The sequence below is a fragment of the Halorubrum wangae genome (assembly GCF_051194135.1).
Lineage (GTDB): Archaea > Halobacteriota > Halobacteria > Halobacteriales > Haloferacaceae > Halorubrum.
This window is the reverse complement of the sequence record NZ_JBLZNH010000001.1, coordinates 836,071-852,943: the sequence shown is the minus strand read 5'-3', so window position 1 is coordinate 852,943 and position 16,873 is coordinate 836,071. Positions and strand designations below refer to the sequence as shown.

The following is a 16,873-nucleotide window of genomic DNA, read 5'->3' as shown; positions in this document are numbered from 1 at the left end:
TTCGCGCGCCCACGAACGACGTAGTGAGCGAACTGACGGACCGCGGGGAAGAGTGCCCCTCTGCGCGAGCGCTCCTCCGAGAGGCGCTCGGTACGGACGCCCCGGACGTCGAGTTCGACCCCGGGACGGTGCCGCTCCCCGACGCCGACGTGCTAAACCGGCTCACCCCGGCAGTCCGCCGGTGGTGGGTCTCCGAGTTCGGCGCGTACGTCGGCGAGAACGGCGGCTTCTTCACCCCGCCGCAGCGCGAGGCGATCCCCCACGTCGACGAGGGTCGGAACTGCCTCGTCGCCGCGCCGACCGGGAGCGGGAAGACGCTCGCCTCCTTCACCGCCGTGCTCGACGACCTCTTCTCCCGCGAGCGGGCCGGAACGCTGGAGAACTCCGTCTACTGCCTCTACGTCTCGCCGCTGAAGTCGCTCGCGAACGACATCAAGCGGAACCTCGAAGTCCCGATCGACGGGATCGCAGCGGAGATGACTCGCGGGACCGGGGTCGGAGACGCGAACGGAGAGGGGGACGCGAACGGAGACGCTCCCGACCCCGGCGTCCGACAGGCGATCCGCCACGGCGACACGAGCAAGGCGGATCGACAGGCGATGCTGGAGGAGACGCCCCACGTGCTCAACACCACGCCGGAGACGCTGGCTATCCTGCTCAACTCCCCGAAGTTCAAGGAGAAGCTCCGGACCGTCGAGTACGTCATCGTCGACGAGATCCACTCGCTGGCGGCCAACAAGCGCGGCACGCACCTCGCCGTCTCGCTGGAGCGGCTCACCGATATGGCGGACGGTTCGCCGACACGGATCGGCTGCTCGGCGACGGTGGAGCCGCTCGACGAGGTCGCGGAGTTCCTCGTGGGTCGCGAGCGCGTCTCCGGTGAGGTCGGCGATCCCGCGGGGCTCGAACCGCGGCCGTACGAACTGGTGGACGCGCGGTTCGTCCGGGAGTTCGACCTCGAACTCCGGACGCCGGCGGCCGATCTGGTCCACACGCCCCGGTCCGTCGTCACCGACCGGTTCTACGACGCGCTGCACGAGCTGATCGACGACCACGAGAACACGCTTGTGTTCACGAACTCCCGGTCGGGCGCCGAGCGTACCCTCCAGGAGCTCCGCGAGCGGTTCGGCTATGACGAGTCGGACTCAGGATGTCACCACGGGAGCCTCGGCGAGGGACAGCGAACGCGGATCGAGGAGGGTCTGAAAAGCGGCGACCTCGACGTGGTGACCACCTCGACGAGCCTCGAACTCGGCATCGACATGCCCCACCTCGACCTGGTGGTGCAGGTCGGCTCGCCGAAGTCGGTCGCGGCGCTTCTCCAGCGCGTCGGCCGCGCGGGACACAGCCCCGGCGAGACGGTCGAGGGGCGGGTGTTCGCGCTCGACCGCGACGAGCTGGTGGAGTGCGCCGCGATGCTCGCCTGCGCCGAGGACGGGTTCGTCGACCGCGTCTTCCTCCCGAAGGGGGCCTACGACGTGGCCGCCCAGCACGTTTACGGAATGGCGATAAACCGGATCCGCCCCGACCGCGAGGTCCGGGAGACCCTCCGGCGCGCGCATCCGTACCGCGACTTCGGCGAGACGGAGTACGAACGGCTCATGCGCTACCTCACGGCCGACTACGAGGGGCTCGAAGACCGGCACGTCTACCCGAAGGTGTGGCGCGACGAGAACGACCCGCCGGAGGGCCAACACCACCACGAGGAGCACCCGGTCGGCGAACTGCTCGTCGGGAAGCGCGGGCGCCTCGCGCGGGTCATCTACATGACGAACGTCGGGACGATTCCGGACTCGTTCAGCTGTCAGATCTACACCCGCGACGACGAGCGGGTCGGCACGCTCGACGAGAGCTACCTCGACACGCTGGAGTCCGGCGACGTGTTCACGCTGGGCGGCGAGCGATTCGCCTTCCGGTACCGCCGCGGCTCGAAGGTGTACGTCGACCGGACGAGCGAGCGCCCCACCGTCCCCTCGTGGTACTCCGAGCGGCTGCCGCTCTCGTACGACCTCGCGCGCGAGGTGCTGGCGTTTCAAGGGGAGTTACTCGACCGCCTGTCCGAGGGCGGTCCGCCGGCTGTCCGCGCGTGGCTCCGAGAGTTCCCCCTCGACGGCAACGCGGTCAGGGCGATAACGCGGATGTACGACGAGCAGGTGGCGTACGCCGGCGCCGAGAGCGTCCCCACACCCTCCCGGCTCGTCGTGGAAGAAGAACTCGACCGCGCCCAGTACAAGCGCCGGTTCTACGTCCACGCCAACTACGGCCGACGCTTCAACGACGGCCTCTCGCGGCTCGTCGGCGCCGCGGTCGCGAACCGCACGGACGCGAACGTCGCGGTCGCGGTCGCCGACCGCGGCTTCTCGCTCGCGCTCCCGTTGAACCGCAAGGTCGACGTCACACGGATCATCCGCGAACTGGACCCCGAGACGGTCCGAGCAGACCTCAGAGAGGCGGTTCAGGGGACTGACCTCCTCCAGCGCTACTTCCGGATCGACGCGGCGCGATCGCTCCTCATTCTGAAGCGGTACAAGGGGTACGAGAAGACGGCGGCCGAACAGCAGGTCTCGGCCGAGATGCTGCTCTCCTTCGCGGACGGGCTCGACGAGTTCGCCGTCATCGAGGAGACGTACCGCGAACTGCTGGAGGACCGGCTCGACCTCGCTGGCATCCGCGAGGTGCTCGGCGAAATTGCCGACGGCGACGTCGACGTCGTCCACCACACCGTGGAGTCGCCGACCCCGCTCTCGTTCGGGCTCGCGACGCTGGTCGACTCCGACACGGTGCTCGCCGACGACGAGTCGGCGGTCCTCCAGGAGTTTCACGCCCGTGTCATGGAGTCCATCAAGGGGGACGAAACCGAATAGGGACGGACCAGTCGCGCGTCCGCTCGGTGATCTCACCCCCTCGGCGCCGATGCGATTAGAGGGACTGCGCCGCCGCCGGGAGCACGTCCGGGAGCTCGCCGAGTATCAGAGCAGTGTAGTAGAGGAACACCGCGAGCGCCGCGACCGAGAGGATCAGGAGGAGAAACAGGATCAGGCGGTCGCCACTCCGAACGGCGGCCCGGGAGTCGGCGGGGAGCCGCGCGACCGACCGAGCCGGTGACATGGTAACTACCTACGCGGGAAACGGCTTAAAAATGTGACCAGCGGACGGACCGCGTTCCGCCGCCCGGTCAGTCGCTCTCGACAGTCGGCGCCCCGGAGCGAGACAGCGGCTCCCCGTCGACCGGCTCATTGGGGTTGGCATCGATCGCGGCCTCGCTCAGCCCGAGCTGGGCGTCCAATTCGGCGTCTTCGCGCACGTGGACCGTCCCGCGGTGGATCGCGATGGCGTCGGCCAGGTGGAGTCGGACGGCCGAGAGGAGCACGTCGGCTTCGAGGGGCTGGCCGCGGCGTTTGATCTCGTCGACCTCGGCACCGGCCGGCACGTCGAAGGCGCGCTGAGCGATGACCGGGCCCTGGTCGAGGTCGGTCGTCACGTAGTGGGCGGTGACGCCCGCGATGCGAACGCCGGCATCCTTCGCCTGCCGATACGCCTCCGCACCGGGGAACGCCGGCAACAGGGAGGGATGGACGTTGATGATGCGCCCCTCGTACCGGAAGACCACCTCGGGCGAGAGGATGCGCATGTAGCGCGCCAGCGCGATGAGGTCCACGTCGTACTCCGCGAGGAGGTCGAGGAGCCGGCCCTCGTCGGTGTTCCCGTTGCCGTCGCCCACGTCGTAGAAGGGCTTGTCGTAGCGCTCCGCGAGCGATCGGAGGTCACCGCGGTTGCCGATGACGACGGGAATCTCCGCCTCTTCGCCGTCGTCGGCGAGGTCCTCGTTGGCCTCGGCCTCGAGCAGCGCCTCGGGGGCGTGCGTCTCCTTCGTGACGAGCAGCGCGATCCGGCGCGCGTCGCGGTCGCTCGGGAACCGTACCTGGATGTCGACGTCGAGTTCGCGGCCGAGCTCGGCGAGTGCGCGGCGGAGCTCGCCCCGCGAGGTCTCCAGTTCGGAGGCGTCCACGCGGGTCGTCATCCGGAAGACGCCCTCGCGGACCGCCTGGTCGAGGTCCTCGATGTTGATTCCCCGCTCGAACAGCAGGGAGGTGACTCGCGCGATGAGGCCGGTCTTGTCTCCTCCGACAACCGTGATTTCGGTCAGTTCGCGGGTCATGCGACGATCACCTCCGGGGGTTCGAGCGGCTGCATACATTCGGCACAGAACGCGGAGGGGTTTGCCCCTTTCGTTCTTCTCTCGTCTCGATTCCCGCTGAACGACCGATATAGATCCACGAACATGGATATTAAAGGCGTTCCAAAACGGTTTTTACACACGACTTCGCAGTATCGCTCATGACTGCCTACACCGCGACGGTGACGGTCCGGCTGAAGCGGGGCGTCCTCGATCCCGAAGCCGAGACCACCCAGCAGGCGCTCGAACGCCTCGGGTTCGAGCTGTCGGACCTCCGGTCGGCCGACCGCTTCGAGGTGGACCTCGAGGCGGCCGACGCCGACGAGGCCGCCGACCGCGCCGAAGAGATGGCCGAGCGGCTCCTCGCGAACCCGACCATCCACGACTACGACGTCGCGGTCGCCGAACGATGACGGTCGCCGTCGTCCAGTTCGGCGGCTCGAACTGCGACCGCGACGCGGTCCGCGCGCTGGCGCACCTCGGGATCGACGCCGAGCGCGTCTGGCACGAGGACGGCCTTCCGGCCGACACCGAGGGGATCGTCCTCCCCGGTGGCTTCTCGTACGGCGACTACCTCCGCGCCGGCGCGATGGCCGCACGCGCCCCGATCATGGCCGATGTCCGCGAGGCCGCCGCCGACGGCGTCCCCGTCATCGGCGTCTGCAACGGCGCGCAGATCGGCGCGGAGTCCGGCCTCACCGCCGGCGCGTTCACCACCAACGCCTCGGCGCGGTTCCAGTGCGAGCCGGTCCACCTCCGGGTCGAGCGCGACGACACGCCCTGGACCGCCGCGTACGACGCGGGCGACGTGATCGAGGTCCCCATCGCACACGGCGAGGGTCGCTTCGAGATCGACGAGGAGGCACACGCAGACCTCGTCGACGACGGCCGCGTGCTCTTCCGCTACTGCGACGCCGACGGGAACGTCACCGACGCGGCTAACCCGAACGGCTCCACCGACAACGTCGCCGGCGTCCTCGGCGAGCGCGAGACGGTCGCCGTCCTCATGCCCCATCCAGAGCGCGCCACGCTGCCGGACCTCGGTCGGAGTACGGACGGCGCGGGGATCCTGAAGGCGTTCGCCTGACGACCCCGTCGCCACCGCCGCACCTTTTTGCGCCGCACCGCCCAATTTCCGGGTATGCAGGCACGCCACATCGACCACGTCAACCTCCGGGTCCCCGAGGACGGCGTCGACGACGCCAGAGAGTTCTACGGCGAGCGGCTCGGATTCGGCATCGAGGACGACCCGTACGCGGCCGGCGAGAAGCCCTTCTTCGACGTGCGACTGTCAGCGACGGCAGTCGTCCATCTCTGGCCCACCGACGAGTTTGAACCGCCGACGGCGACGAACTACGACCACGTCGCCGTCGCCGTTGAGGAGTCGATCGACGAAATTGAGGCCGAACTTGACGCGGCCGGCGTCGACATCGAGAAGTCGATGGATTCGCCGCTCGGTGCGACCGGGGAGTCGCCCGCGGTGTACGTCAGGGACCCGTTCGGGTACCGAGTGGAGATAACAGCGCAGGCGTGAGGAGGGGTGCGCGCCTCCGCCGCCCACGAGCAACCCTCGCCCAGTTGCGGCCGTTTAAGACCCCCGAGCGACAGGGTGAGGTATGAGCGAACAGCAGCCACGACCCGACGAGGGAGAGTCCCCTCGCCGACGCGGAGGCGACGCCGACCGGTTCGCGGGCGAGAAGGACGAAAGCCTACCGAGCAGAGACGTGACCGAGGGCGCGGCGCGCGCCCCGCACCGGTCGATGTTCCGCGCGATGGGCTTCGACGACGATGACCTCTCCTCGCCGATCGTCGGCGTGCCGAACCCCGCCGCCGACATCACGCCGTGTAACGTTCACCTCGACGACGTCGCCGACGCGGCGATAGAGGGTATCGACGCCGCCGGCGGGATGCCGATCGAGTTCGGAACGATCACCATCTCCGACGCCATCTCGATGGGGACCGAGGGGATGAAAGCGAGCCTCATCTCCCGAGAAGTCATCGCCGACTCGGTCGAACTCGTCTCGTTCGGCGAGCGAATGGACGCGCTGGTGACGGTCGCGGGCTGCGACAAGAACCTCCCCGGCATGCTGATGGCCTCGATCCGCACCGACCTGCCGAGCGTCTTCCTCTACGGCGGCTCGATCATGCCCGGTCAGCACGACGGGCGCGACGTCACCATCGTCCAGGTGTTCGAAGGCGTGGGCGCCTACGCCGAGGGCGACATGAGCGGCGAGGAACTCGACGAGTTGGAGCGGCACGCCTGCCCCGGGGCGGGCTCGTGCGGCGGGATGTTTACTGCCAATACCATGGCGTCCATCTCCGAGGCGCTCGGGATGGCGCCGCTCGGCTCGGCCTCCGCCCCGGCCGAGGACGCGGAGCGCTACGAGGTCGCGGAGCGGGCGGGCGAACTCGTTCTGGACTGCATCGAGAACGACCGCCGCCCCTCGGACATCCTTTCTCGGAAGTCCTTCGAGAACGCGATCGCTCTCCAGACCGCCATCGGCGGCTCGACGAACGGCGTCCTCCACCTCCTCGCGCTGGCGGCCGAGGCCGACGTCGACCTCTCGATCGAGGACTTCGACGAGATCTCCCGCCGCACGCCGAAGATCGCCGACCTCCAGCCCGGCGGGACACGCGTGATGAACGACCTCCACGAAGTCGGCGGTGTCCCGGTCGTGCTTCGTCGTCTCTTGGAGGCCGACCTGCTCCACGGCGACGCGATGACGGTCACCGGTCGCACGCTCGCCGAGGAACTCGACGAACTGGAGGCGAACGGCGCGCTCCCGGACGACGACGAAATCGAGGCCGACTTCCTCTACACCGTCGACGACCCGAAGGAGGAGGAGGGCGCGATCAAGATCCTGAAAGGGAACCTCGCGCCCGACGGCGCGGTCCTGAAGGTGACCGGCGACGACGCCTTTTACCACGAAGGGCCCGCCCGAGTCTTCGAGAACGAGGAGGACGCGATGGAGTACGTCCAGTCGGGCGCGATCGACTCCGGCGACGTGATCGTGATCCGCAACGAGGGGCCGACCGGCGGTCCGGGGATGCGCGAGATGCTCGGCGTCACCGCCGCCGTCGTCGGCGCGGGACACGAGGAGGACGTCGCCCTGCTCACCGACGGGCGCTTCTCTGGCGGCACGCGCGGGCCAATGATCGGCCACGTCGCTCCGGAAGCGGCCGACGGCGGCCCGATCGGGCTCATCGAGGATGGAGACCACGTCACCGTCGACATCCCCGAACGCGACCTCACGGTCGACCTGTCCGAGGAGGAGCTCGCGGAGCGTCGCGACGCGTGGGAGGCGCCCGCGCCGCAGTACGAGGGCGGCGTCCTCGCGAAGTACGCCCGCGACTTCGCGTCCGCCGCCGACGGCGCCGTGACGAATCCGCGGCTGACGCGAGAATAATCGGAGACGTCGCGACCGCGGCGCCACCGCTCAGGATCGCGGCTTCCGGCCCTCGATCGTCGCGGCGACGATGTATTCGCTCGGATCACGGTCGTCGTCCCAGTCGCGGATGAACGCCTCGCTCTCTGCCTTCGGCTCGATCGCGACGTCGACGAACCCCGCGTCGTCAAGGATCGATTCGAGCTCCTCGATCGACGACGCCCCGGCGACGCACCCGCTCACGGAGTCCGGGTCGAGTCGCACGTCGTCCGGGAACGGCGCGGTGCGAACCACGTCGGAGACCGCGAGCCGGCCGCCCGGCCGGAGGACGCGGAACGCCTCGCGGAACACCTGCGGCTTCTCCGGCGAGAGGTTGATCACGCAGTTGGAGAGGATCACGTCGACGGACCCGTCCGCGACCGGCAGGTGTTCGATCTCTCCCAGTCGGAACTCGACCGCGTCGGCGTCGTTCCGCTGGACGTTCTCGCGTGCGCGCTCGACCATCTCCGGCGTCATGTCGACGCCGATGACGCGTCCATCCGGCCCGACTTCCCGGGCCGCGAGGAAGCAGTCGAACCCGCCGCCAGAGCCGAGGTCGAGGACGGTCTCTCCCGGTTCGAGGGCCGCGATGGCGGTCGGGTTCCCGCAGCCGAGTCCGAGGTCGGCCCCGTCTTCGACGGCATCGATCTGGTCCGCTGCGTACCCGACTCGGCCGGAGTCGCCGTCGGTGGCGTCGTCGTCCGCACAGCAGTCCGATCCCCGCGTCGCGATGTCGGCGTAGCGCTCCCGGACGACGCTGCGTTGCTCGGCCGCGTCGACTTCGATTGCGTCTGCGTCGGCGGTCGCTCCGTCAACCGCCGAATCGATTTGGTCGCTCATGGCCGCCGACCCCCTTCTCCTCGGTCGCTCGGACGCGTCTCGTCGATCACGTCGAGCAGTCGGGCGGCACGTTCCGTCGCGTCGTAGTACCGCCAGCGACCCTCCGTTCGTCGCGTCACGAGCCCGGCGTCGTGGAGCCGAGAGAGGGCCTGACTGACCGCGCCTTGGCTCACGCCGAGTGCGGGCTCTATCTCACAGCCGCAGGTGCCGCCCTCGGTCGCTGCGACGAGCCGGAGTGCCTCGTACCGCGTCTCGTTACCGAGCGCCCCGAGGGCGTCGACGTCGAGTTCGATCTCACGGCCCGTGAGCGGGTGTTCGACACCCGCACGGCACCCGTCATCCGCGGCGGCGTTCCCGCCAGCTTCGACCGCCGGTGGGTGTTGTCGGGTCATATCTGTATCTACTAATATGAGTGGCTGCTAATATATTCGTTTCGCCGGGTCACGCGACCGATCCGAGACACGAACGGGGGTTCGGGCTTGAAGGCGAACGGGAGATCGGAGTTCGCCGGTGAGACCGAGCGACGGAGTCGAAAACGAGCGAACGATGGAGTTGAGAACGGAAGACGAACACGAAAACAGACGAACGACGCGAGAACGAGAGACCGCCGCAGGGGCGGTTCGAGGTGGGTCGAGCCGGCCGGTCCGAGACGGCCGCCGCGAGATCGACGGGAAGACGGGAGCCGCTTACTCCGCGGTCCCCCCGTCCGTGTGTGCGGTCCGGACGGACTCGGCGCGCCAGACGTTGCTCCGGCGGCCGGCGCGCGACAGCTCCATTTTCACCACCGAGCCGACCGGCAGCTCCGCAACCTCCTTGCGAGCGTCGTCGTCGGCGTAGTCGACGACGTGGAATGTCTCGTTGCGTGGGTGTGCACGGAGCGTCGTGCATTGATGATCGTTCTGCTCGGAAATTACGGTGTAGGTGTCGTAGTTCGACATCTTATCTCGCTATTCTTGGACATACTACTTGAATACTCTGTATATTCACTACAACCGTCGATCAGGTCATAAAACGCATATAAGGTGTATAACGCCAGTCACGACGCGGTCACGCTGGGTCGCTGCGTACCAGCACGCATATTTCCGCCCGCCGCGGACCACGACGCATGCAATCCAGTCGGGAGGACGAGGAGCCGGTCGGCGTGGCGCTGTTCGTCGACGGGCCGAACGTGTTGCGCGAGGAGTTCGACGTGGATCTCGACGACGTGCGCCGCGCGGCGGAGGCCGAGGGGCCGCTGGTCGCCACGCGGCTCTACCTCGACGAGCACGCGACGCCGGGACTGATCCAAGCCGCGGAGGCGCGCGGGTTCGAAGTGGTGATCACGAGCGGCGACGTCGACGTGAAGCTCGCGGTCGACGCCGCCCGGTTCGCGGCCGAGAACCGGATGTCGGTCCTGGCTATCGCCTCTCGCGACACCGATTTCAAGCCCGTCGTCGAGACCGCGAACGGCTACGGTATCCGGACTCTCGCGATCGCGCCCGGCGAGTTCGGGCGGTCCGACGCCCTCCGAAACGCCGCGAACGGGTCGGTGACGCTCGATGAGGTCAGCGAGAGCGACGAAGACGATGCCGAGGCCGGTGACGACGAGACCGAACTGAGCGACGCCGGCGCCGACTCGAGCGCGACCGCCGACGCATCCTCGGAGTGAGGCGTTAGGGTCGCGATTCGTCGCGTCGTCGACCGAGTCGACCGATCAGGACTGCGCCGACGCCGCCCGCCGTCGCCGCGATACCGATGAGTCCCGCGACGGTCGGAAGGAGGCCGAGCCGGGCAATCGCGACGTCGATGCCCACTCGGAACCAGCCGAGATTCGGGACGGACATCAGCGCCTTGGCAGATATCCACTCCTCGCGGACGACCGGGGCGATCCCCGCGCTCTGGTCGTACTCGCCGTTTGCGTCGCCGTAGGTCACGTAGCCGTCGTACGTCGCGGGACAGGCGTCGATCGCATCGCAGTCGCCGTCGATGAGTGCCGGGTCAGCGCGGTCCGTCCAGTCTTCGCCCGCGCTGACGCGGAACGCGAGTCGATGAAGGATCGGCCGTCGCTCCCCGTCGGGCGGGTCGAACACCACTACGTCGCCCGTGCCGCCGAGCCGCATCGGGGCATCGGGCTCCTCGTGGGCCGTCAGGCCACCCCAGGGGAACCGCTCCGTCGAGGTGACGACCACGAGGTCTCCCCGCTCGACGGCCGGCTCCATGCTCCCGCTCTCGACGGCGACGAACGGGGGCCACGCGCCCACAGCCACCGCGACGACGAGCGCGACGAGCAGGACCGCCGCGGCGGGCGCGAGCAGTTCGGCGGCGTTCCGTCTCACGTGGCTGAAAGTGGGTGGAAGCGGCTTGAGCCTGTCGGGGGTCGCCCCCACACTGCCGTCGAGACTGGGTCGATGGCAAGACCTTAGACGCGTCCCGGTGAGGATTGGGGCATGACCGATCGGCTTCCACCCCTCCACGAGACCCACGAGGCGCGCGGCGCGAAGTTCACCGATTTCGGCGGCTGGCAGATGCCAGTCGAGTTCGACTCGATTCGCGAGGAACACACCGCGGTCCGGGAGGCAGTCGGCGTCTTCGACGTCTCGCACATGGGCGAAGTCGAAGTCTCGGGACCGGACGCGACGACCCTGATGAACCGTCTGACGACCAACGACGTGACCGCGCTCGACCCCGGCGACTCGCAGTACGCAGCGATCACGAACGACGAGGGCGTCATGCTCGACGACACCGTCGTCTACCGGCTCCCCGACGGGGTCGTGGCCGGGTCGGGCGCCGAGACGCTCGCCGACCTTGACCGCGACCTCGACGCCGGTTCGGGCGATCCCGCGTACCTCTTCGTGCCGAACGCGGGTCACGACGGGCAGATGACCGACCGCTGGACCGACTACCGCGACGAGGCCGGCCTCGACGCGACCGTCGAGAACGCGACCACCGACTGGGGTATGCTCGCGGTGCAGGGACCGGATTCGGCCGACGCCGTCGACGAGGCCACTCCGTCGGGCCGGGTCGTCGGCCTCTCGAAGTTCGAGGCGGCGGCGGCCTCGGTCGCCGGCGTCGATAGCTGGGTCGCGCGCACCGGGTACACCGGTGAGGACGGCTTCGAGATCATGTGCCCGACGGACGCGGCCGAAGAGGTCTGGTCGGCGTTCGTCGGCGACGAGAGCGCTGGGCCCGCCGCCCAGCCGTGCGGACTCGGCGCGCGTGACACCCTCCGGACCGAGATGGGGTACCTCCTCTCGGGACAGGACTTCGACCCCGACGACGAGCCGCGAACCCCGTACGAGGCGCGGATCGGCTTCGTCGTGAAGCTGGACACCGAGTTCGTCGGCCGCGACGCGCTGGAGCGGCAGCGAGAGGAGGGCGTCGACGAGCGGTTCGTCGGCGTCCGCCTGCTCGACCGGGGCGTCCCCCGCGGCGGGTACGCCGTGACCGACGGCGACCTCACCCGAGTCGGTCACCTCACATCGGGTACGATGAGCCCCACGCTCAACGAGCCCATCGGCCTCGGTTACCTCCACGAGCAGTACACCGACTCCGGCACAAAGGTGAGCGTCGTCGTCCGCGGCGACGAGAAGCGCGCCGAGGTCGTGATCCCGCCGTTCCTCGATCGGTAAGCGGCGAAGGGGCCGCCCGCGCCGGGGGATTATGTCTCTGTGACCGACTCCGCGTACACCCGCTGAATCACCATGTACAGCCGCCAGCCATCGACGTCGAGTCGCTCGCCGAGCGTCCGGGCCGCGGCGAGGTAGCGGTCATACGCGTCCGGCGTCATCGGGTCGGGGTACCCGTCCTTGAGATCGGTCAGCGCGGCGACCACCCGCCACTCGCGGTCACCGACGACGAGGAAGCGGTCCGGGTCGAGGAACCACAACAGCGCGGTCGCGACCGCGACGTCGACGCCCGGAAGTCGCGTGAGCGCGTCGATCGCACGGTGGTGCGACGGCTCGGCCACATCGGTGTCACTCGCGGCTCCCGCCTCGTCGAGTGCGTCGATCGCGTCCCACAGCGCACCGCGGAGTTCGCGCGGCTCCACCCCTTCGACCGCCTCCTCGACCGCGCGGCGCTCGTCGTGGTCGATCGCCTCCACGCGCCGCCGGAAGTACCACCGGATCACCCACTCGACGTCGCGGCGTCCGTAGTCGCCGGCGCGAAACGCGTCCCCGAGCGACTCGATCGCCTCGGCCTCGACCGGATAGAACGGGGCCGTCTCGCGGTACGTCTCGACGTGCTCGTCCACGCGCGCCTCGACGTCGGCGAGTGTCGCGTCCATACCGGCCGAACGTCGGCCGTCGACAAAACGGTTCGGCGGCTCGGACAGTCCGGCCGACGCGGGTGGACGCCGTTCTCAGCGGTCGTAACGACCGATACACTAATTGCAGTGGCATGACAATTCGTGACGTATGACCACACGTCAGGGTGAGACTCATGTCCGCTGATGAGGACGACGCCACGAAAACAATCTGCCCCTACTGCGGGGTCGGCTGCGGTATAAAAGTCCAACAGGGAGACGACCCCGGCGACGTGAACTTCAGGCCGTGGGGTGAGGCCCCGGTCAACGAGGGGCGTGTCTGCATCAAAGGCGGCGCGGCGACGCAGGTCGTCGACCACGAGGACCGACTCACGGAGCCGCTCATCAAGGAGGACGGCGAGTTCCGCGAGGCGACGTGGGAGGAGGCGTACGACCGGATCGTCTCGGAGATGGAGCACATTCGAGAGGAACACGGTCCCGACGCGATGGGATTCTTCGGTTCTTCGAAGACGATGAACGAGGAGAACTACCTCCTCCAGAAGCTTGCGCGCCGCTACGGCACCAACAACATCGACAACTGCACGCGGATGTGCCACGCCTCGACGGTGTGGGCGCTCCGGACCAGCCTCGGCGCGGGCGCGATGACGAACAGCATGGAGGACTTAGAGGAGGCGGCCGACGTGTTCTGGATCGAGGGCGCGAACCCGGGCGAGCAACACCCCATCGCCAACAGCCAGTACTTCCGACAGGCCGTCCTGGAGGGCGCGACCGTCATCCAGGTCGACCCGCACGCCAACAAGACCACCCGGTCGTTCGACATCGCCGAGACCGACCGGCACATGCATCTCCAACTCAACCCCGGCACCGACATCCCGCTCCTCAACGTCGTCCTGAAGACCATCCTCGAGCGCCACGAGGCGGAGCCAGACGCGGGCTGGATCGACGAGACGTTCATCGAGGAGCGAACCGAGGGGTTCGAGCACCTGAAAGAGACTCTCGCGGACTTCGACAAGGAGGCGGCCGCCGAGGAGGCAGGCGTCCCGCTCGAAGACATCGAACTCGCCGCCGAGAAGTACGCGATGGCGAACAACGCCGCCATCTTCACCGGGATGGGGATGAGTCAGCACACCTGCGGCGTCGACAACGTCCAGAACGAGATCAACCTCGCGCTGATCACGGGGAACCTCGGCCGACCCGGCACCGGCGTCAACCCCCTCCGCGGGCAGAACAACGTCCAGGGGACCAGCGACGTGGGCGCCATGCCGAACGTGCTCCCCGGCTACCAGCTGGTCGACGACGACGAGGTCCGGGAGTCCGTGGAGGAGGTCTGGGGCTTCGACGTGCCTGCCGAACCCGGCCTCACCAACGTCGAAATCTCCCACGAGGCGGGCCGCTCGGTGAAGGGGCTGTACGTGATGGGAGAGAACCCCGTGATGAGCGAGCCGGACGGGAACGTGGTCGAGGAGCGCCTGAAGGCGCTGGACTTCATGGTCGCGCAGGACATTTTCATGACGGAGACCGCCGAGTTCGCGGACGTCGTCCTCCCGGCGACGACGTGGGCGGAGCGCGGCGGGACCGTCACCAACACCGACCGCCGCGTCCAGCGGATGCGCGGAGTCGAGAAGGTCCACGAGAACACCAAGCACGACCTCGACATCCTGATGGAGGTCGGGAGCCGCCTCTTCAGCGAAGACGAGTTCCGATTCGAGGACGTGGAAGCCGTCTTCGAGGAGCTCCGGGAGGTGTGTCCGATCTACCACGGGATGACTTACGAGGGCCTCGGCGAGAGGGGGCTTCAGTGGCCTTGCTATGAGGAGGGCGACGAGGGCGATCAGTTCCTCTACGAGGACTCCTTCGACACGGAGAACGGTCTCGGACAGATCGAGGGTGTTCGCCACCAGCCGCCGGCCGAGGTACCCGACGAGGAGTACCCGCTGATCCTCACCACGGCGCGGCTCGAAGAGCACTACAACACCGGGACGATGAGCCGGCGCTCGCCGACGCTCTTGCGACAGCACCCCGAGAACTTCGTCGACGTCCATCCGAACGACGCCGCGGAGTACGGCATCGAAGACGGCGACATGGTACAGCTCCGCTCCCGTCGCGGCGAGATTGAGGTGAAAGCGCAGGTGACCGAGGATATCAAGGAGGGCGTCGTCTGGACGACGCCGCATTTCGCGGCCGCCTCGGCGAATCGCCTCACGAACGACGTGCTGGACGACCGCGCGAAGATTCCCGAGTACAAGGCCGCGGCCGCAGACATCGCGGTGACCGTCGCCGACGGCGGCGAAGCCGACGACGGCGCCGAACCGGCAGACGACTGATCCGGGCGGCCACGGCGGTCTTCTCTTTATAAATAGCCGATCCACTGTGTGACAGTGATTCACAGACAATTATCATACGCCACCCCTGAGAAGAGCCGGTATGGCCCCCCAGCCCCCGGAGGACGACGCAGTCGACGAACCGGCGTCCGACCTCGCGGTCGCGCGTGCCGTCGACCCGCGGCCGATCGAGTCGGTCGCGGCTGACCTCGGCCTTCGCCCCGCAGACGTCGAGCCGCGCGGCGACGGGGTCGCAAAGCTCACCCTCGACGCGGTGCGGTCGGCGACCGGGAGCGCCGACGCTGCCGACGGGACGACCGTCCTCGTGACCGGGATGACCCCGACCCCGAAGGGCGAGGGCAAGACCGTGACGACGGTCGGACTCGGACAGGCGCTCGCACGGCTGGGCGAGTCCACGGCGGTCGCGGTCAGAGAGCCATCGCTCGGCCCCGTCTTCGGTATCAAAGGCGGCGCCGCGGGCGGCGGGTACTCGCAGGTCCTTCCGATGGAGGCGATCAACCTCCACTTCACCGGCGACATCCACGCACTCACGGCCGCGCACAACCTGATCGCCGCGGCGCTCGACAACCACCTGCACCAGGGGAACGACGCGGAGATAGACGTGCGGCGTGTCGCCTGGCCCCGCGCGCTCGACGTCAACGACCGCGCGCTCCGCGAGACGGTGGTCGGACTCGGCGGTCCCGCGCGCGGCGTGCCGCGAGAGAACGAGTTCGTCATCACCGCCGCCTCGGAGCTGATGGCCGTCCTGGGGCTCGCGGCCGACATCGCCGACCTGAAGGCGCGGATCGGACGGATAGTCCTCGCGGAGGACGCGGACGGCGATCCGATCACGCCCGCCGACCTCGGCGTCGCGGGCGCCGCCGCGGCGCTCCTTCGCGACGCGTTTCGGCCGAACCTCGTGCAGACCGTCGAGGGCGTCCCCGCGCTGGTCCACGGCGGCCCCTTCGCGAACATCGCTCACGGGACCAACACGCTCGTCGCCGACCGGGTCGGTGCCTCGCTCGCCGATTATCTCGTCACCGAGGCCGGCTTCGGCGCGGATCTCGGCGCGGAGAAGTTCGCGCACATCGTCGCCCGTGAGGGAATCGTACCGGACATCGCGGTCGTCGTCGCGACGGTCCGCGGCGCCAAGCGCCACGGACTGGAGATGTGGCCGACGGACTTCGACGCGTTGGACGCGACCGACCCCGAAGCGGTTCGGGCGGGAGCCAAGAACGTCGCCCGTCACGTCGAGGTAGTGCAGTCGTTCGGTATCCCCGCGGTCGTCGGGATCAACGTCTTCCCTGACGACTCGGAGGCCGACCTCAACGCGCTGGAATCGGCGCTGCGGGAGATCAATATTTCCGTCGCGCGCTCGACGGCCTACCGCGACGGCGGCGAGGGGGCGACCGGCCTCGCGGAACTGGTCAGCGAGCGCGCCGGAACCGGCTCGTTCGCGCCCCTGTACGACCTCGACGCGTCGATTCGCGAGAAGATTGAAACGGTCGCCCGCGAGGTGTACGGGGCCGATGGCGTGGCGTACGTCGACGGTGCCGAGTCGGATCTCGAACGCGTGGAGGAGTGGGGGTACGGTGACCTCCCGGTCTGCGTCTCGAAGACGCCGTACTCCTTCTCCGACGACGCCTCGCTGACGGGCGTCCCGGAGGGGTGGACGCTCACCGTTCGCGAGGTGTCGCCGTCGGCGGGCGCCGGCTTCGTCGTCGTCAAGACGGCGGACGTGATGACGATGCCGGGACTCCCGGCCAAGCCGGCCGCCGAGAGAATCGACGTCAATGACGACGGGAACGTGACCGGGCTGTTCTGAGGTCGACGACTGCCGTTCTCTCCCGGCCACCCGACCACTGCG

At 68.6% G+C, this 16,873-nt stretch carries 16 protein-coding genes; 9 read left to right on the top strand and 7 right to left on the bottom strand.

The genetic code is table 11. From position 1 onward, the window contains the following. Nucleotides 1-23 precede the first annotated feature (23 nt). Nucleotides 24-2,864, top strand: a complete 2,841-nt coding sequence (locus ACNS84_RS04325) for an ATP-dependent helicase (RefSeq protein WP_435073607.1) — start codon at nt 24-26, stop codon at nt 2,862-2,864. Nucleotides 2,865-2,919: 55 nt separating this feature from the next. On the opposite strand, the gene ACNS84_RS04320 is transcribed toward ACNS84_RS04325, so the two are convergent. Beyond that, nucleotides 2,920-3,108, bottom strand: a complete 189-nt coding sequence (locus tag ACNS84_RS04320; RefSeq protein WP_435073606.1) for a hypothetical protein — start codon at nt 3,106-3,108, stop codon at nt 2,920-2,922. Nucleotides 3,109-3,175: 67 nt separating this feature from the next. Next, a complete protein-coding gene (locus ACNS84_RS04315; RefSeq protein ID WP_435073605.1) occupies nt 3,176-4,159 on the bottom strand; it encodes a formyltetrahydrofolate deformylase in 984 nt (327 codons plus the stop codon). Between the two features lie 179 nt (nt 4,160-4,338). On the opposite strand from ACNS84_RS04315, the gene purS reads away from it, so the two are divergent. From purS to ilvD, 4 genes are all read left to right on the top strand, one after another. Further along, the gene (gene purS, locus ACNS84_RS04310) at nt 4,339-4,590 is read left to right on the top strand and encodes a phosphoribosylformylglycinamidine synthase subunit PurS (RefSeq protein WP_435073604.1); all 252 of its coding nucleotides are present in this window, start codon (nt 4,339-4,341) and stop codon (nt 4,588-4,590) included. Further along, nucleotides 4,587-5,264 carry a phosphoribosylformylglycinamidine synthase I gene (purQ, locus tag ACNS84_RS04305; RefSeq protein WP_435073603.1) on the top strand — a complete coding sequence of 226 codons (678 nt, stop codon included), beginning with the start codon at nt 4,587-4,589 and terminating at the stop codon, nt 5,262-5,264. The genes purS and purQ overlap by 4 nt, the downstream gene beginning before the upstream one ends. A gap of 54 nt (nt 5,265-5,318) precedes the next feature. Beyond that, nucleotides 5,319-5,711 carry a VOC family protein gene (locus ACNS84_RS04300; protein ID WP_435073602.1) on the top strand — a complete coding sequence of 131 codons (393 nt, stop codon included), beginning with the start codon at nt 5,319-5,321 and terminating at the stop codon, nt 5,709-5,711. Between the two features lie 82 nt (nt 5,712-5,793). Next, entirely contained in the window at nt 5,794-7,584 is a 1,791-nt protein-coding gene (gene ilvD, locus ACNS84_RS04295; RefSeq protein WP_435073601.1) for a dihydroxy-acid dehydratase, read from the top strand. 30 nt (nt 7,585-7,614) lie between these two features. On the opposite strand, the gene arsM is transcribed toward ilvD, so the two are convergent. The 3 genes from arsM to ACNS84_RS04280 form a co-directional block, all read right to left on the bottom strand. Further along, nucleotides 7,615-8,442, bottom strand: coding sequence for an arsenite methyltransferase (gene arsM / locus ACNS84_RS04290; protein ID WP_435073600.1), 828 nt, complete (start codon nt 8,440-8,442; stop codon nt 7,615-7,617). Then, the gene (locus tag ACNS84_RS04285; RefSeq protein ID WP_435073599.1) at nt 8,439-8,834 is read right to left on the bottom strand and encodes an ArsR/SmtB family transcription factor; all 396 of its coding nucleotides are present in this window, start codon (nt 8,832-8,834) and stop codon (nt 8,439-8,441) included. Before ACNS84_RS04285 ends, arsM begins: the two co-directional genes overlap by 4 nt. A gap of 294 nt (nt 8,835-9,128) precedes the next feature. Next, on the bottom strand, nt 9,129-9,380 hold the full coding sequence (locus tag ACNS84_RS04280) for a DUF7999 family protein (protein ID WP_435073598.1): 252 nt from the start codon (nt 9,378-9,380) through the stop codon (nt 9,129-9,131). A gap of 167 nt (nt 9,381-9,547) precedes the next feature. Here ACNS84_RS04280 and ACNS84_RS04275 point away from each other — a divergent pair, with 167 nt between their 5' ends. After that, complete coding sequence (locus ACNS84_RS04275; protein ID WP_435073597.1) at nt 9,548-10,090, top strand: NYN domain-containing protein; 543 nt, start codon at nt 9,548-9,550, stop codon at nt 10,088-10,090. Nucleotides 10,091-10,094: 4 nt separating this feature from the next. On the opposite strand, the gene ACNS84_RS04270 is transcribed toward ACNS84_RS04275, so the two are convergent. Continuing rightward, a complete protein-coding gene (locus ACNS84_RS04270; protein WP_435073596.1) occupies nt 10,095-10,757 on the bottom strand; it encodes a S26 family signal peptidase in 663 nt (220 codons plus the stop codon). Between the two features lie 111 nt (nt 10,758-10,868). On the opposite strand from ACNS84_RS04270, the gene gcvT reads away from it, so the two are divergent. Next, nucleotides 10,869-12,050, top strand: coding sequence for a glycine cleavage system aminomethyltransferase GcvT (gcvT, locus tag ACNS84_RS04265; protein ID WP_435073595.1), 1,182 nt, complete (start codon nt 10,869-10,871; stop codon nt 12,048-12,050). Nucleotides 12,051-12,079: 29 nt separating this feature from the next. Here the strand turns inward: gcvT and ACNS84_RS04260 are convergent, their stop codons facing one another. Next, nucleotides 12,080-12,706 carry a hypothetical protein gene (locus tag ACNS84_RS04260; RefSeq protein WP_435073594.1) on the bottom strand — a complete coding sequence of 209 codons (627 nt, stop codon included), beginning with the start codon at nt 12,704-12,706 and terminating at the stop codon, nt 12,080-12,082. A 155-nt stretch (nt 12,707-12,861) separates the two neighbouring features. On the opposite strand from ACNS84_RS04260, the gene fdhF reads away from it, so the two are divergent. Continuing rightward, nucleotides 12,862-15,009 carry a formate dehydrogenase subunit alpha gene (gene fdhF / locus ACNS84_RS04255; protein WP_435073593.1) on the top strand — a complete coding sequence of 716 codons (2,148 nt, stop codon included), beginning with the start codon at nt 12,862-12,864 and terminating at the stop codon, nt 15,007-15,009. 100 nt (nt 15,010-15,109) lie between these two features. Continuing rightward, the gene (locus tag ACNS84_RS04250; protein WP_435073592.1) at nt 15,110-16,831 is read left to right on the top strand and encodes a formate--tetrahydrofolate ligase; all 1,722 of its coding nucleotides are present in this window, start codon (nt 15,110-15,112) and stop codon (nt 16,829-16,831) included. Nucleotides 16,832-16,873: the final 42 nt, after the last annotated feature.

Bases quoted from the DNA above. Each gene is read 5' to 3' on its own strand.
- ACNS84_RS04320 (WP_435073606.1), bottom strand. From the start codon at position 3,108: ATGTCACCGGCTCGGTCGGTCGCGCGGCTCCCCGCCGACTCCCGGGCC.
- ACNS84_RS04315 (WP_435073605.1), bottom strand. From the start codon at position 4,159: ATGACCCGCGAACTGACCGAAATCACGGTTGTCGGAGGAGACAAGACC.
- purS (WP_435073604.1), top strand. From the start codon at position 4,339: ATGACTGCCTACACCGCGACGGTGACGGTCCGGCTGAAGCGGGGCGTC.
- purQ (WP_435073603.1), top strand. From the start codon at position 4,587: ATGACGGTCGCCGTCGTCCAGTTCGGCGGCTCGAACTGCGACCGCGAC.
- ACNS84_RS04300 (WP_435073602.1), top strand. From the start codon at position 5,319: ATGCAGGCACGCCACATCGACCACGTCAACCTCCGGGTCCCCGAGGAC.
- ilvD (WP_435073601.1), top strand. From the start codon at position 5,794: ATGAGCGAACAGCAGCCACGACCCGACGAGGGAGAGTCCCCTCGCCGA.
- arsM (WP_435073600.1), bottom strand. From the start codon at position 8,442: ATGAGCGACCAAATCGATTCGGCGGTTGACGGAGCGACCGCCGACGCA.
- ACNS84_RS04285 (WP_435073599.1), bottom strand. From the start codon at position 8,834: ATGACCCGACAACACCCACCGGCGGTCGAAGCTGGCGGGAACGCCGCC.
- ACNS84_RS04280 (WP_435073598.1), bottom strand. From the start codon at position 9,380: ATGTCGAACTACGACACCTACACCGTAATTTCCGAGCAGAACGATCAT.
- ACNS84_RS04275 (WP_435073597.1), top strand. From the start codon at position 9,548: ATGCAATCCAGTCGGGAGGACGAGGAGCCGGTCGGCGTGGCGCTGTTC.
- gcvT (WP_435073595.1), top strand. From the start codon at position 10,869: ATGACCGATCGGCTTCCACCCCTCCACGAGACCCACGAGGCGCGCGGC.
- ACNS84_RS04260 (WP_435073594.1), bottom strand. From the start codon at position 12,706: ATGGACGCGACACTCGCCGACGTCGAGGCGCGCGTGGACGAGCACGTC.
- fdhF (WP_435073593.1), top strand. From the start codon at position 12,862: ATGTCCGCTGATGAGGACGACGCCACGAAAACAATCTGCCCCTACTGC.
- ACNS84_RS04250 (WP_435073592.1), top strand. From the start codon at position 15,110: ATGGCCCCCCAGCCCCCGGAGGACGACGCAGTCGACGAACCGGCGTCC.